This window comes from Kitasatospora sp. NPDC088264, from assembly GCF_040685715.1.
Taxonomy (GTDB): domain Bacteria; phylum Actinomycetota; class Actinomycetes; order Streptomycetales; family Streptomycetaceae; genus Kitasatospora.
The window spans coordinates 49,705-63,742 of record NZ_JBFBIR010000010.1; the positions used below are offsets into that span (position 1 = coordinate 49,705).

Consider the following 14,038-nt stretch of genomic DNA (forward strand, 5'->3'; position numbering starts at 1 on the left):
TCAGGCTTGGTCGGAGCCGGTGCGCGGCTCGGTGGACATCACGGCGACGTACTTCGTCAGGTACGTGTCGGGCCGGTAGGTGAGCCGGTCGTGCTCGATGGGCCGGCCGAGCAGGCCGTTCACCATCTGTTCGACGATCGCGGCCCCGGCCTCCTCGGAGAGCAGGAACCCAGCGGCCAGCCGGGAGTTGATCTCGGTGATGACAACCCGGGGGTCGGCGCCCTCGATGATGAAACCCTGGACGTCCACCGGGCCGGTCGCACGGATCGAGGCGATGGCCTCGCGAACCCGCTTGACAGCCTCCGCGTCCTTGATCGTCACCGCGACCATCGACATGCCGGCCTGGACGTACAGGCGGCGGCGAAGCACCACCGAGGCGTGACCGGAACGGTCCACCAGGCAGTCGGCGGAGAACTCGCGTCCCTCGATGCGCTGTTGGACGATCGGCTCCGGAACCAGCTGGCACAGCACGCGGGCCTGCTCGCGGGTTCGGCAGAAGTACACGTTCTTGGAGCCCTGGCCGAGGCGCGGCTTCACGACCAGGTCGACTCCCTCGGGGATCTCGTCGATCTGTTCGGGGAGCCAGGTCGACGGAGTGGGCACCCGGCCGCGCAACATGGCCTGGTAGAAGGCATGTTTGTCACCCGCCAAGGCTGCGGTGCTCTGGTCGGGCAGCCAGGTGCGTACACCGGCGCGGGAGAGATGGTGCCGCATCCGGACCAGCTGCGGCAGCTCATTCTCGACGCAGCAGACCAGTCCGTCCGGCTCGACATCGTGGACGAGTTCCATCAGGTCTGCGGCGAACAGCGGGTTGTCGGCGCGGTGGATGGTGCGGGCGATGATGCCCGGGGTCAGCAGCCCGGGTGCCAGCGGGTTGGAGTCGGTGCCGATCACCTCGTGGCCGAGCTTGAGGAGGGTGAGCGCCAGGTCGAGACCGGGGGCGCCTCCGACGCCGGTGACGAGCAGCCGGGCGGGCTCGCCAATGAGCGTGCGCGGGGGCTTCACGCCGCGGCCCGGTCGGTCCACCAGGCGGGGTTGCGCCGGTACCAGTCGACGGTCTGGGCCAGGCCCTGGGCGAGCGGGTGCTGGGGCTGGTAGCCCAGCTGTCCCATCTTCTTCCAGTCCATGGAGTACCGGATGTCGTTGGCGGCCCGGTCGGGCACGTACACCACTCGGTCCCAGGTGGCACCGGTCTCCCGCAGGAGCATGGCCGTAAGCTCGTTGGTCGTCAGGTCGGTTCCGCCACCCAGGTTGTAGACCTCGCCGGGGATGCCACGGCGCAGGACCAGCTCGACGCCCTGGCAGTTGTCCTCAACATGCAGCCAGTTGCGCACGTGCTCACCGTTGCCGTGAATCGTGACCTGCTCGCCGTTCAGGAGACGACTGACGAACAGCGGGATCAGCTTCTCGGGGTACTGGCGAGGCCCGTAGTTGTTCGAGGAGCGGGTGATGCAGACGGGCACCCCGTAGCTGTGGAAGTACGACGCGGCGATCAGGTCGCTTCCAGCCTTCGAGGCGGAATAGGGCACGGTGGGGCGCAGCTGGTCGTACTCCATGGCCGAGCCGCTGGGCAGGCCGCCGTAGACCTCATCAGTGCTGGCGTGAACGAACTTGCGGATGCCGATGCGGCGGGCGGAGTCGAGGAGGTTCTGCGTACCGAGGACGTTGGTGCGCACGAAGCCGCCGGCGTCGGCGAGGGAGCGGTCGACGTGGGACTCGGCGGCGAAGTGCACGACGGCGTCGTGCTCGGCCATGAGGTGGTCGACGAGGGCGCGGTCGAGAATGTCGCCGTGGGCGAAGGTGACCTTCGGCGAGGTGAGGGCGGCGCGCAGGTTGTCTCGGTTGCCCGCGTAGGTGAGGGCGTCCAGGACGGTGATGTGGGTGATGTCGGACGCCTGGACGAGGCGGTTGACGAAGTGGGAGCCGATGAAGCCGGCTCCGCCGGTCACGAGGATCCGTTCCATAACGTATGTACCTCTTTGACGTGTCGGGGGTGGGATGGTCGCAGTGCTCGCGCGCTGGGCGAGTGAGTCAGTGGTTGGCGGGGTGGGACTCGAACACGGGCAGGAGGCCGGTGCTCTGGGCCTCGTGGAGGCCGGGCGCGGCGGAGTCCTTGGGCGACAGCACGGGGGTGATGCCGGCGGGCCAGGGAATGGCGAGGCCGGGGTCGAGCGGGTTGACGCGCCGCTCGTGCCGGGGGTCGTAGGCGGTGGAGAGCAGGTACAGGACGGTGGCGCCGTCGGTGAGGGACAGGTAGCCGTGGCCGAGACCGGGGCCGATCCGCAGGGCGAGTCGGTTGTGCTCGTCGAGCTGTTCGATGTGCCATCGGCCGAAGGTCGGCGATCCCTGGCGCAGGTCGACCACGACGTCGAGAACCGCGCCCTTCACGCAGGTCACGATCTTGGTCTGGCCGGGCGGGACGTCGGTGTAGCTGATGCCGCGCAGCGCGCCGAGGGCCGACGTCGAGCAGTTCGCCTGAGCCAGGAGGAGCGGGGCACAGCCTTCCGGCTCGCTTCGCGGTGAGTGCAGTTCACGGAAAGTGCCGCGATCGTCCTCATGGACGATCGGCTCGACCCGGTACGCCCCCTGGATCGAGAGTTCGACTGCGCGGGAGTGTTTGGGTTCCATTGCCGCTGCCTTTCGATGTCGTCGCATGTGCGGGCGAAAGGTGGGGGTCTGCATCAGGTTCCTAGTTGGCCAGCCCCGGCCAAGGCCTACGGTCACTTCCCTACGGGAGGCCTCGCCTCACTGGCCGGAGAAGCCATGAAAGCTCAACTCCCGACGCTCCAACACCCCAGATTGGTCCGCACTTTGGGACCACGATCGGACGGTTCGCAGGTCCGCCGGAGGCTGCTACGCTGACCGCCCTTCTGCCCTAGACCGTTGACTTCCAGGGGGCTGGAATGACCAACGAGAAGCTGCGCCACATCCGAATGATCAAGGGAATCACGCAGAATCAGCTCGCAGAGAAGGTGCAGAAACGCCTAATCGATCTGGCGTTTCGTCAACCACATTCGAACAAAACACCCCTGAGGATTCCGGCTTTTGACGCGAAGGCGGTGAGCCGACTAGAAGTGGGAGACGTTACGTGGCCCGGCCGTGATGTCCGGGACGCCCTGTGCCATGTCCTCGGCGTGGCCGATCCGAGCGAGATCGGGCTCTACTCCAAGAAGTCCCGGCTCATCCACGATGAGGTGAGTACGTCGCGCCGCCGCACCCTTCTCGCAGGCTCCCTCGCGGGCCTCGTTCCCGTCCCCGCCCACCAGCCGCCGCCGGCCCGCCTCGGCACGGGCGACCTCGCCGCAGTCGAACAGCGGGTGGACGACCTCGCCGCGCTCGACCGCCTGCGCGGCGGGGCGGCAACGCTCCACTTCGCGCTTGGCGAGCTGGACTGCCTGCTCGGCATGGGCAAGTCGTCCATGCAGCCCAAGGTACGCACCCGGCTCAACACCGCCGTCGCCAACCTGGCGAACCTCGCCGGCTGGGCCTCCTTCGACGCCGGGCACACCGCACACTCCCGTCCCCTGTTCCAGCTCGGGATCGACGCGGCCCGCGAAGCTGGGGACGCGGACGCGCTCTGCCACCTCGCCACCAACTTCGCTCGTCAGGAGATCCAGGAACGCGACGCCGAAAGCGCCCTGGCACTGGCCGACATGGCCGCCGGCAGCCCCTTGCCGCGCGCCGCACTGGCCATGATCGACGCGGTCAAGGCCCAGGCGTTCGCCCTCCAGGGCGACGAAGGCCAGGTCCGACGCTATGTGGACAGCGCCGCGGCCATCCACTCAGGGTGCACCGACCTCTTCGGCGGCCCGAAATGGACCTGGACGATCACCGAGGAGAAGGTCAACAGCGACACGGGATACGCGCTGTACCGGCTGGCGGTCAGGACCGGTCACCGCTCCCCCGAGCTGGTGAACACCCTCCGTACCGCCGAGCAGAACACCGATTCGGCCCGCGCGCGCGTCAAGGCCATGGTGACCGCACGCCTGGCCACAGTCCTCTACCAGGAGGGAGCGCGCGAGGAAGCCGACCACTACGCGCGGTCGGCCCGCCTCCTCGCCGGGTCCGTCACCTCCGCACGGCTCGACCTCGCCCTAGGCGAGATGCGGCCCCGGGCTGCTCGCGGCTGAGCCCGGCCGGTGTGAACCGGCGTTCCACCCCTGCTAGGGCTTCGAGCACTCGCAGGGGTGGTCCGTCGGCAGCTCCTTCAGGGCGTGCAGCGTGTATACCGCGTGCGCACCGCTCTCGGCGCCGAGCCTGCCGTAGAGGCGGTGCAGGTTCGACTTCACGGTGAGCGGGCTGCGGTCCAGCCGCCGGGCGATCTCCTTGTATGGCAAGCCGCTTGCCAGCAGCACGGCGGGTTGCAGTTGGTGAGGAGGGATCCCCTGCTCCGGCGGACAGATCCCTTCCGGCAGGTCCACCAGCCCGAGTCGGCAGCCGATGTCGACCGCGTGGACACGCCCCGAGGCATCGAGACGATCGAGAATGGTGCGAACGACATTGGCCCCGCGGTCCTTGTCACCGTTCCCCGGCACCTTCTCGGCCCGTCCCCCTCGGAGATGCCGTCCGATCTGCGGGTCCGACTTCCCGAGCGCCATCAGCTGGAGCACCTCCTTCTGAACCGTCGAAATGGTCACGCGGGCACCGCACGACAAGCAGGCACGACCACGTACCGTCTTGGATGGGCTTCGGTTAACGATCACGTCGGCTGTCCATTCGCAGGGGTGAGGGTTCGGAGACCGGGGCGGCCGTTGTTCAGCGCGCAGCCTTCGCCTTCGCCGCAGCATCGGCAGCGGATTCCCAGCCCCACGGGAACGCCGGCCGGGTGAGCACGGTGGTCAGCCGGCGGTCGGCCTCAGCCTGGAGCGCAGGCTCGATCTGGGCGGACTCGGCCGCGTAGCACCACGCGCTGATCGCGAAGATCGGCGTCAATATGCGGTAGGTGCGGCCGTCGTCGTGCTCGGTGACATCGCTGCCGTAGACGTCGACGAACTCCTTGAACTCGCTGTCGGGCCTGCCGAAGGCATGGCACCTCCAGGCGAACACGGCCTGGTCCCACAGCGCGGGTCCGACCTCAGTCTTCTCGAAGTCGATCAACGCGGGACCGTTCCGCGTCAGAAGGCAGTTGTTGGTTCCAGGGTCGCCGTGGATCACGCTGGGGTCAGGCCAGGGCACGGAACGCCAGGCCACTCGGGCGTCGGCCAGCAGCCCCCGCACGTGCTGCTCCTGGTCGTGGTCCAGCGTGCCCGGCGGCAGCTCGGTGATGCGGCGGGCCAGCCGCGTCACCGGGCTGAACTTCCGAAGGCCCAGGCCGGGCGGCACTTTCAGGTGGTGCAGGCGCCTCATGACGTCAGCGAGGACGGCCATGCTCGGACGGCGGTCACCCAGGTCCTCGGTGTACGTCACCTGGAGGTGGTACCTGCCGCCGGAGTACGGGGCGGGGAAGGCCGAGTTGCCGACCGAGCGCGGGGCCCCGATACCGTTGCGCCGCAACCACAACGAGATCCGCGCGTCGCGGAAGGCCGTCTCGGACTCGGTACCCGGACGCCAGACCTTCGCGATGGCTCCGCTGTGGAGCAGGCGCCAGGTGTGATTCAGGCCCTCTTGGAGGAGGACCGCGCCGCGCGAGTCAAGGCCTTGGCGCCACGCCGTCTCGACGACGGCAGCACGGCTATCTTCTGGGGTCAAAGCACACCTTCTGACGTGGGTAGATGACGAATCCATGGTCGGGATCGGCAGCGGCTTCACCGGCCGGACAGCGGGAGTCAGAGCGTGACTCGGAGCCGATCGGCGACGTCCGCGACGCGCCTCAGATCGGACGGGCTCCCCACGTACATCCGACGGGCGAAGCGCAGCAGCGCGGCGGCTTCCACCGGGTCCGGCGGCGGCTGGGTGATGCCCAGGGCCCGCAGCCAGCGGGCGGTGACGTCGCCGGGGTGGGCGGGGCTGGCGGTGGTGTGGGCGCCGAGGTCGGCGAAGAGCTGCCCGCCGGGCGGGTGGCCGCGCGCGTGGAGCGCGTGCAGGGCAAGGGCCGTCTTGCCGATTCCGGCGGGCCCGGTGAGCAGGACCGGAAGCGGGTCGTCCCGGTCCAGGACTTCGGCAAGGGCGGCAGTGAGGTCATGCCGGTCCACCAAGGGTCGGCGGCGCGGGAGTTGGCGTGGCACCGGCGGCGGAGGCGGGGTGTGCAGGGTGATGCCTCCGTGGACGGTGTGGGCCTGTACGGCCGCCCCCAACACCGTGGCTCCGGAGATCGAGTTGCTGATCACCACGACGCCTTCCAGGGAAGGTCCCCAGCTGCGGCACGCGCGCACGGCCCTGCGGCGTGGGCGGCGATCTCGTCCAGGCACACGATCATCACGCACACCCGGCGCACGCGGTCCAGCGCCGCACGGTGCTCGCCCCGCCACAGTGCCTGATCGGCTTTCCCGAGTTCGCGGGCCAGCACGGACAGCAGCACCGGGCGCGGTCCGTTGCCGTCGGTCCGGCGCAGCCGGCGCGCGGTGTCCTCCAAGACCTCCACGAGCCGTTCCACTGACGGGTCACTCAGGCACGGGCCGCCAAGTCGCGGCAGCTCGGCGGCGATGCGGTCGAGCGCATCGTCCAGGGGCAGCAGCGGCACGCCGTCCGTGAACGGCACACCCTCCAGCTTCGGCCCGGCCCATAACTGGAGGACCTCGAAGCGCGGACCGTCGGTCGTCACTGCTGTTCTCCCTGGATCAGTGCGGGGAAGGGGATCGGCCGCCTGCGGCCCGGCCCTGGTGGTGTCCCGCCGCCGACCACGCGACCGTGCAGCGGTCGGCGGCGGGAAGCTCACAGGTCGGGCCTGTCACCGGGCCACGGGCAGACGCGTGCGGGCCACGGACAAGGCCTTGGCCAGGCGGTGCGAGTCGGTGAGCACCACGGGGCAGTCGGGCAGCGCCCTCGGCAGGTGCAGCCAGCTGCGCCCCACGGCCGTCCGCCCGGGCGAGGGGCACATGATCCGCGACTGCGGCTCCTGGCGTCCGCCGATCTGCTGGACGTCCCCGCCCTGCCACACCGCCGAGGCCGCGGGCACGAAGACGTCGACGACACCGGCCCACTGGTCGAGCAGCACCGGACCGACCAGAGCGGGGGCATGTCCGGCCAGCACGCCGACGGCGGCACGGCCCAGCTCCTCCGGTATTCGCACGACGGCGGCGGCGGTGCCGAGCGGGACGGGGACCGCGTGGCCCTGCGCCCACGCCAGCCAGGTGCCGTTCGGGTCGCCGGTGAGCGCGGCGAGCCAGCGCATGCCCGCGATCACCTGCCGGGTGAGAGCGGTCCGCACAGGGGTGGTGGGTGTCATGTCGACCTCTGTCAGGTAGTTGGAGGAAGGTCCTGGGCACGGACCGCAACCGGCTCGGGCACGTGCGGGCCTCCCGACGCCGCGGAAGTCGGGTGACCACGACGCACCCTGCGCAGCGCGACGGCCAGGTCCTCGTGGCGGGTGAGATGCCCGCTGCCGTCTGGGGGCACCAGCCACTGCCGCTGCCCGACCCGCCTCGCGACCGGGGCCGGCATCAGCAGCGAGGGAGGCTCACCGCCGTCGGCGGGCCCGGTGAGCAGCATCGTGCCGTTCATCTGCCAGACCAGACCGGGCCGGACCGGCACCAGCCAGAAGCTGACCCGGTCGCCGTGGTCGTACAGCACCGGCCCGAGCGGCACCCCGCTGGTGTGCAGCTCCGCGACCACCGCGCTGGTCAGGTCGGCGCCGGCCACCAGGATCGCGTCGAACCGGCACGACAGCTGCACCAGCGCGGCACTGCCGCTGCGCCATCGGTCCGTGATCGTGTGCGGGTTGCTGCTGACGCCGGCGAGCCAGTTCCTGCCAAGCAGGTGCGGCGCGATCCGGGCACTCGTCACGATTGCTGTCCTTCCAACGTGCCTGTGCTCAGAGGGAGTTGCCCGGCCGCCCCCCGCCGGGGGTGAACGCTGGGACGGCCGGGCAGCAGCCTTCCGCGGCGCGGGATCCGGGGAAGGCGATGCGGGCGCCGGGGCCGGCCATCGCTGGTCGACCCCGCTGTACGACCCATCGGTGGGACGTGGGCCGTAGCTGCCCCGACAGAACGGCGTGGACCCGTCTGGCCCGCCGACGGGCAGCGTCGAAGGCCAGACGGGAGTCGATCGACAGACCCGGTATCCGGGCCAGATGCGGGCACCGGCTACGCGGCGGTGCGTTCCCTGCGGCGCCGGGACAGCCAGTGCCACCTGGCCATGCCCCTGCGGGCGGGCCTGGGGACGGCCTTCAGCTGCGGCATCAGGGTCTGCATGGCGGGCTCCGGCTGTACTTCCGCCACAGTGGCGGTGACCAGGCCGGTGTCCACCTGCACGTCGAGTTCGAACCACACGCACCAGCCGACGGGCTGGGCATTGGCGTCAAGGCGCTGGTACCACCCGACGTCGTCCGCGTAGCCTGCGACGACGGTGATCCCTCGGCCCCCGGTCGCGCTCAGGTCCTGGGCGCGACTGCCCATCTGCGGCACCGTCCGACGGGGATCGGTCACGGTGACCCGCACCCGGCGGCGCCGGGTGTCGATGTAACCGTCGATGAACAAATCGGTGTTCTCGTCGGCGTGTTCACGGCCGTACTTCAGGGCGTTGGTGACGATCTCCGACGAGGCCACGAGCAGCCCGTAGGCCCGGTCTTCGTCGAGGGTGACGCCGTCCAGCCGCCTCACCCAAGCGCGGATCAGGTTGCGGACGGCACCCACCGAGGCGGTCCTCAGCGGGGTCTTGATCTGTAAGACGCGGTGCATGGCAGATCCTCCGGGCCGTACTAGCGGGGTTCGGCTGGGGGGTGGAATCCGGCAGCGGCCCAGGTGGGCTGGCGCGGTGCAAACAGAGCGCCCGGCGCGGGGCAAGGCGCGGCAAGAGCAACACATCACCGGGAGTGTGACTCATGCCACGAACGGTGAGTGCGCTGCTACAGTCTCGCACCCAGGACGAAAATGCAACAGGTGTCACCACCGTCAATTGACGGTCATAGACTGCTGACGACCCCCTCCCGAGGCACCAGACTTGACGGATGCTCAGTGACAGCTGATAGGGGTGTGACATGGACGAAGAGGCCATGACCGAAGAACAGGACGAACGCCCCGCCGGCGTGCCGTTCCTCCGGCACCTTCTCGGCGGTCGACTCCGCCGAATCCGCGAACGGCACAAGCTCACCCGTGACCAGCTCGGGGATGCCCTTGGCCTGTCGGCCGCGATCGTCCGTCGGCTGGAGACCGGCCGGAACATCATCAAGGTCCACGACGTCAATTCGTGGGTCGCGGAATTCAAGCTCGACCAGGCCACTGCCGACTCGCTCAGGGCGATGGCCCGGGAGAGCAAGGAGCACGGCTGGTGGTCGGCGCTCGACGTTCACCCATCGTTCGGCGCCCTCGTCGAGGCCGAGAGGCTTTCCAGGCTCATCAAGAACTGGGAGCCGAACATCATCCCCGGCCTGTTGCAGACCGCGGACTACACCGAGGCGGTCATCGCCAGCGCCCGTTTCCGGTGGAAGGAGGACACTCCACTGCCGCTCGACATAGCTCTTGAGCGCGCCGAACTGCGCAAACAGGTCCTGTTCGGAGCGAACCCGCCGAAGGCGTGGTGCATTCTCGGTGAGGCCGCGCTGCGGATGCGCATCGGCAACACCGCCCTGATGCGCGCCCAGGTCGAGCATCTGATCGAGGTGTGCGCGCTGGACAACATCACGCTCCAGGTCCTCACGGATAGCTCCGGCTACCACGTGGGAACCACCGGACCTTTCGCCGTCTACCAGTTCAGCGACCTGCCGGGCGACGGCGTGGCCTACGTCGAGCAGGACCTGACGTTCAAGGACCAACCGGCGAAGCTGGCCCGCCACAGCCGCCAGTTCGAGCTGCTGATGTCCCAGGCCCTCGACCCCCAGGCGTCGCGGTCATACTTGCAGGAAACCCTGACCAAAGGTGCGAGTTGGGGACAATCGAGAGGATGACCATGCACGACGGCACGACCCTCGACCAGGGGGGCTACGGCTGGGCCAAGTCCAGCTACAGCAGCAGCGAGAACGGCAACTGCGTCGAAGTCGGAGTGACCCCGCTCGGGACCATCCCGGTGCGCGACACCAAGCAGCACCGGCGCGGCCCGGTCCTGGAGTTCACCCCTGCGGCCTTCCAGGACTTCCTCGACGCCGTCAAGGCTGGTGAGTTCCCGGTCCAGCCGTAAGGACGGACGACGGATGGGTGGACCCTGGCGAAAGAGCCGCCGGGGTCCACCCATCCTCTTGCATACCACCTGGACGCGACATTGAACGCGTGCAGCTCAAGTAACAATTTCGGCGAGACCGCCTGAATCGTCAAATGACTCATGGTTCCTGCCGGACGACAGGCTCCTACACCAGCGTGTCAGGGTGGACATCGGGTCGGGGGCCGAAGGAGCGGGCACAGCGCGGGTGCGAGATCGGGTGCTCCGCCGCCTCGTCAACGGACCGTAGAGTGCGGGCCGCCTTGTCGGTGTCCTGGTGCGACGTCCAACCGCAGTCCGCTCCATCGAAGACCTCGACCACCAACACGCCGACTTCGCGGGCGCGGTTCAGCGTGCCGGCGTTGTACGCGACCGCGGACTTCGCGAGCGTCGCCGCTTCGGCCCAGGCCCGCACTGGTACGCGGGCTCCGTTGCGGTAGATCACGTAGCTGAGCTGGTGGTCGGCGGCGAGCCGGTCGGCCAGGGCGCGGGCGGCCTGGCGGGCGGTGACGTTGCCGGCCGCGAGCTGTGGAAGTTCGCGCCGGGCAGCGGCGCGGGCCGCCCGGTAGAACTGCTCAGCCATCCGGCCCGCTTCTTGCGAGCGCCGCAGGAAGTCGCCATAGCTGTCCGCCGACAGTGCCTGGAGCGCGTCGCCGTGGAGGAGCGTCCAGGTGAACCGGCCTCCGGCCACCACGGCGGCGTGCTCCGCTCCCTGCTCGTACAGGTGCGGCAGCTGTCTCTGGACGAAGGCCTGCGCTTCGGTGTCCACCGCCCTGTGGAAGTCGGCGATCGCCGTCTGGAACTCGGCCAGCGTGGCGATCACGTACGGGGTCCGCCAGTTCTCCGCGAAAGCCCGGAGGACGGCGGCTTGCCGATCGGCAAGCCGCTGCCAGGCGTCCTCCAGGACGGCCGCGACCCGGCGCGCGACCTCGTCGGCGTCTCCGGGGACAAGAGGGGGCCAGGGGTAGGTCACCGCTCCTACCGCAGCCGGCGGGTGGGGCGCAGCGGGGCTGTGGACAGGGTGTGGCCCGCTGCGGCCGTCTGGTCATCCGGCGCCGGTGACGTCTGCACGGCGGCGATCTGGCGCTCCAGCCCGGCGAGGTTGCCGGTGTTGTCCATGGTGATGACTCCGTCCACCGTGAGACGGAGCGGGTCGGCGAGCAGCGTGGAGCGGCGTTCCGCCAGGACCTCGGCGGCGACGGCCCGTGCTGTGCCGAGGCGCGCGTACCGGGCGGCGAGGTCGGCTTGGTCGGTCGTGGGGCCGAGCTGGGAGAGCAGCCAGGCGAGGACGCTGTGGTCCACGGGCAATCCCTTGGTCGGGGCCACGCCGGCCCGGCCACCGCTCGTCGTTTCGGTGGCCGGGCCGGCGTGGCCGAGGTTACTGCGCGGCCGGTTCGGGTGCGGGAGGCTTCGGCTTCCGCTTCGCGGCTGGCGCCGGCTCCGGCTCCGGGTCGTCGGGCAGCCAAGCCTCGGGATTGGTGATGAGGGCCGCGACCTCGGGCTCGGGTTCGTCGCCGGGCTGGAGATGGATGCGCTCGTGGGTGACCGGGTGGTCCAGGTGCACGGCGGCGGCCAGGCGGGCACCCATCACAGCACCTTCGCGACGATGTGGGCGTCCGGGGTGTGGAGCACGGGCATCCCCACCGCCGCCCCCTTGGTCCAGATCTGCGGCGGGTCGTCCTGCGCCCCGCGGGTGATGATGATCCCGGGCGCATCCTCGGAGGCGATCTCCGGGTTCGAGCCCCGGGAGAGGATCAGGGACTCGGCCGTGGCGCCGAACTGGAGCTGGCCCCACTTGGTCCGGTCGGGCGGGAGCATGATCCACCGGTCCTCGGGCAGGACCCTCGTCGGGGTGCCGTCCACGCGCACCTGCGCCTTGTAGAAGGTGATCGGCGGCAGGCTGTAGTTGGCGCGCACCGTGTTGACCTGCCCGGGGGTGAGCGTCGCCGTCGGGGTGTTCGACGGGTTCACGGAGCCGTAGTACGCGGCCCGGTAGGCGTTGTTCTTCGCAAGGAAGCTGAACGCCTTGCGGGAGGTGAGGACCATCTCCGGCTCGGGCGCGGACAGATCGTCTAGGTACTGGATCCAGGCCAGCTCGTCCGCGATCGGGTCCGATGTCGGGTCGGACCAAGGCTTCGCGGCTACCGGCATGTTCCCCGCCGGCACGCCCCAGTCGACCTCCAGCGTCAGCCCGTTCTCACCGGCCAGGGTGAACTTTCCGTCCAGCAGGACGTCACCGGCCGCGAGTTCGAGTCGCGATCGAATCGCCTCGACGTGCCGCTCCACATCGTCGTACAGCAGCTCGATCAGGCGGTCCTGGTCCGCGCCGTGCGACTGCTCCAGCAGGATCTGCTCCTGCTCACCGACCAAAAGCTTTTGGCCCAGCGGCGGCAACAGGCCTTCACGGCCGGACTGCCACGCCTGCCGCTCGGCGAACGGAACGCTGGCGTCGTACGCCCGGTACCGCGCGGTGTTGACGTACCGCCCGGTCTGCTTGAGGCGCCACTTCACCTCGCGCGAGACGAGCGTGGGGAAGACCGAGTTGGTCAGCAGGAAGTCCGCCGGAGTGGGGATCGCACGCGCGAACGCCGTCAGGTCGTGTGCCGTGACGTCCTTGATCAGGTCCTGGATGGTCATCGTTCAACTCCCTTTCAGACGAAGCGGATCTGCGCGGCGGCGGCCGAGGGAACAATCTTGCTCGGGTCGATGCCGCCGCCCGGCACCTTGGCGGTGCGGACTGTGCCGTGCCACAGCAACGCGGCCGCGACCTTCGTCTGGGTGGGCGCGAACAGGGTCTCCGCGAAGATCAGCCCCGCCAGTACCTGACGGCCGTCGGCCGCAGCGGGGTCGTACGGACCGAAGAGCCCGGAGGCGGTGACCCGGCCCACCGGGACTCCGGACAGGAGCCGGCTGTACGGCTGGGTCGAGTCGGTGGACGCCTGGTAGTGGACGTCCTTGGTGAACTTGGTGATGTCGCAGGTGATGGTCTCGGTGCTGTCGGTGCCGTGCATGCCGGCGAGCCACGACCGGTCGGCGGTGTAGGACGCCGAGCTGCTGATCGGCTGGATCGTCAAAGCCCCTCCTCGGAGCCGGAAGGCGGTTGGCCTCGCACTCACCGGTTGGTGGCGCCGTCCACGAGGAGGGGCGTGGTCCCAGTTGCCGGATCGCTGCCGGGGCAGCGGCTCAGGCAGGCGGCTGGATGTAGCCGCGACGCTTGGCCATCTCCAGCCCGGCGTTCACGCCCGACGGGGCCTGGCCACGCTGCGGGGGCCCGCCTGCCGGAGAACCGCTCGGCGCCGGCGGTGCGGCGGCCGGAGCCGGAGCGGCGGGGCCGAAGAGCTCCGGGCGACGCGTCTTCAGCGCCTCCACGGCGTCGGCAACGGCCTGCTCGTCCGCGTCGTCCGCAACGTCGAGAAGCCGCTCGGCGTCCGACAGGTTGTCCCCGACCGCACCGAGCCGCGCCAGCGCGGTCTGCCGTACGGCAGACCGCAGCCGCGCGAACGCCGCCTCTTCCCGCTGCTCCGCCGCCCGCTCCCGCTGCTCTGCCGCCTGCTCCCGGCGCTCGACCTCGGAGAGGGCAGCCTGCTGCGCTGTGCGCTGGGCCTCCACCCACGCGGTCAGCGACGCCGCGTCGGTGAAGCCGAGTCCTTCGGTCAGCTTCCTGACGGCGGACCGCTCTCCCTGCGACTTTTCCCGTGCGAGGAGACGGGACAGCGTGTCCTGTGTGATGAGGGAGCTACCGGGGTCCGCAGTCGGCGGCTGCGGAGGCACCGACGGCTCGGCGCCGGGCTGGTGAGCGGGGGCAGTCATA

Annotated in this window: 19 protein-coding genes; 3 read left to right on the forward strand and 16 right to left on the reverse strand. The window is 69.9% G+C overall.

Features of this window, described 5'->3' with window-relative positions:
- The 3 genes from AB0O82_RS10750 to rfbC all read right to left on the reverse strand — a co-directional run bounded on the left by AB0O82_RS10750 (nt 1) and on the right by rfbC (nt 2,628).
- The gene (locus AB0O82_RS10750; protein ID WP_363582265.1) at nt 1-1,026 is read right to left on the reverse strand and encodes an ATP-grasp domain-containing protein; all 1,026 of its coding nucleotides are present in this window, start codon (nt 1,024-1,026) and stop codon (nt 1-3) included.
- Complete coding sequence (rfbB, locus tag AB0O82_RS10755; RefSeq protein ID WP_363582267.1) at nt 1,002-1,964, reverse strand: dTDP-glucose 4,6-dehydratase; 963 nt, start codon at nt 1,962-1,964, stop codon at nt 1,002-1,004. Before rfbB ends, AB0O82_RS10750 begins: the two co-directional genes overlap by 25 nt.
- A 67-nt stretch (nt 1,965-2,031) precedes the next feature.
- On the reverse strand, nt 2,032-2,628 hold the full coding sequence (gene rfbC, locus AB0O82_RS10760) for a dTDP-4-dehydrorhamnose 3,5-epimerase (RefSeq protein WP_363582269.1): 597 nt from the start codon (nt 2,626-2,628) through the stop codon (nt 2,032-2,034).
- A 275-nt stretch (nt 2,629-2,903) separates the two neighbouring features.
- Between rfbC and AB0O82_RS10765 the strand changes: the two genes are divergently transcribed.
- Nucleotides 2,904-4,130, forward strand: coding sequence for a hypothetical protein (locus tag AB0O82_RS10765; RefSeq protein ID WP_363582271.1), 1,227 nt, complete (start codon nt 2,904-2,906; stop codon nt 4,128-4,130).
- A 33-nt stretch (nt 4,131-4,163) separates the two neighbouring features.
- Here AB0O82_RS10765 and AB0O82_RS10770 read toward each other — a convergent pair whose 3' ends face one another.
- The 7 genes from AB0O82_RS10770 to AB0O82_RS10800 all read right to left on the reverse strand — a co-directional run bounded on the left by AB0O82_RS10770 (nt 4,164) and on the right by AB0O82_RS10800 (nt 8,774).
- Nucleotides 4,164-4,637 carry a LuxR C-terminal-related transcriptional regulator gene (locus AB0O82_RS10770; protein WP_363582273.1) on the reverse strand — a complete coding sequence of 158 codons (474 nt, stop codon included), beginning with the start codon at nt 4,635-4,637 and terminating at the stop codon, nt 4,164-4,166.
- A gap of 118 nt (nt 4,638-4,755) precedes the next feature.
- A complete protein-coding gene (locus AB0O82_RS10775) occupies nt 4,756-5,748 on the reverse strand; it encodes a phosphotransferase (RefSeq protein WP_363582275.1) in 993 nt (330 codons plus the stop codon).
- Between the two features lie 17 nt (nt 5,749-5,765).
- Nucleotides 5,766-6,269: a hypothetical protein gene (locus AB0O82_RS10780; protein ID WP_363582277.1), complete on the reverse strand. Its 504-nt coding sequence runs from the start codon at nt 6,267-6,269 to the stop codon at nt 5,766-5,768.
- Nucleotides 6,263-6,700, reverse strand: coding sequence for a hypothetical protein (locus AB0O82_RS10785; RefSeq protein WP_363582279.1), 438 nt, complete (start codon nt 6,698-6,700; stop codon nt 6,263-6,265). The genes AB0O82_RS10780 and AB0O82_RS10785 overlap by 7 nt, the downstream gene beginning before the upstream one ends.
- A gap of 126 nt (nt 6,701-6,826) precedes the next feature.
- Nucleotides 6,827-7,324, reverse strand: a complete 498-nt coding sequence (locus tag AB0O82_RS10790; RefSeq protein ID WP_363582281.1) for a hypothetical protein — start codon at nt 7,322-7,324, stop codon at nt 6,827-6,829.
- 11 nt (nt 7,325-7,335) lie between these two features.
- Complete coding sequence (locus tag AB0O82_RS10795; RefSeq protein ID WP_363582283.1) at nt 7,336-7,881, reverse strand: hypothetical protein; 546 nt, start codon at nt 7,879-7,881, stop codon at nt 7,336-7,338.
- Between the two features lie 299 nt (nt 7,882-8,180).
- Nucleotides 8,181-8,774: an ATP-binding protein gene (locus AB0O82_RS10800; RefSeq protein WP_363582285.1), complete on the reverse strand. Its 594-nt coding sequence runs from the start codon at nt 8,772-8,774 to the stop codon at nt 8,181-8,183.
- A 314-nt stretch (nt 8,775-9,088) separates the two neighbouring features.
- On the opposite strand from AB0O82_RS10800, the gene AB0O82_RS10805 reads away from it, so the two are divergent.
- Both AB0O82_RS10805 and AB0O82_RS10810 read left to right on the forward strand, forming a co-directional pair.
- A complete protein-coding gene (locus tag AB0O82_RS10805; protein WP_363582287.1) occupies nt 9,089-9,979 on the forward strand; it encodes a Scr1 family TA system antitoxin-like transcriptional regulator in 891 nt (296 codons plus the stop codon).
- A complete protein-coding gene (locus AB0O82_RS10810; protein ID WP_363582289.1) occupies nt 9,976-10,209 on the forward strand; it encodes a DUF397 domain-containing protein in 234 nt (77 codons plus the stop codon). The genes AB0O82_RS10805 and AB0O82_RS10810 overlap by 4 nt, the downstream gene beginning before the upstream one ends.
- 166 nt (nt 10,210-10,375) lie before the next feature.
- On the opposite strand, the gene AB0O82_RS10815 is transcribed toward AB0O82_RS10810, so the two are convergent.
- The 6 genes from AB0O82_RS10815 to AB0O82_RS10840 all read right to left on the reverse strand — a co-directional run bounded on the left by AB0O82_RS10815 (nt 10,376) and on the right by AB0O82_RS10840 (nt 14,037).
- The gene (locus tag AB0O82_RS10815; protein ID WP_363582291.1) at nt 10,376-11,200 is read right to left on the reverse strand and encodes a hypothetical protein; all 825 of its coding nucleotides are present in this window, start codon (nt 11,198-11,200) and stop codon (nt 10,376-10,378) included.
- A gap of 5 nt (nt 11,201-11,205) precedes the next feature.
- On the reverse strand, nt 11,206-11,529 hold the full coding sequence (locus AB0O82_RS10820; protein WP_363582293.1) for a hypothetical protein: 324 nt from the start codon (nt 11,527-11,529) through the stop codon (nt 11,206-11,208).
- Nucleotides 11,530-11,605: 76 nt separating this feature from the next.
- A complete protein-coding gene (locus AB0O82_RS10825; protein ID WP_363582295.1) occupies nt 11,606-11,815 on the reverse strand; it encodes a hypothetical protein in 210 nt (69 codons plus the stop codon).
- Entirely contained in the window at nt 11,815-12,864 is a 1,050-nt protein-coding gene (locus AB0O82_RS10830; RefSeq protein WP_363582297.1) for a major capsid protein, read from the reverse strand. Before AB0O82_RS10830 ends, AB0O82_RS10825 begins: the two co-directional genes overlap by 1 nt.
- Nucleotides 12,865-12,878: 14 nt before the next feature.
- On the reverse strand, nt 12,879-13,301 hold the full coding sequence (locus AB0O82_RS10835; protein WP_363582299.1) for a head decoration protein: 423 nt from the start codon (nt 13,299-13,301) through the stop codon (nt 12,879-12,881).
- Between the two features lie 109 nt (nt 13,302-13,410).
- Nucleotides 13,411-14,037: a hypothetical protein gene (locus AB0O82_RS10840; RefSeq protein WP_363582301.1), complete on the reverse strand. Its 627-nt coding sequence runs from the start codon at nt 14,035-14,037 to the stop codon at nt 13,411-13,413.
- Between the last annotated feature and the right edge of the window lies 1 nt (nt 14,038).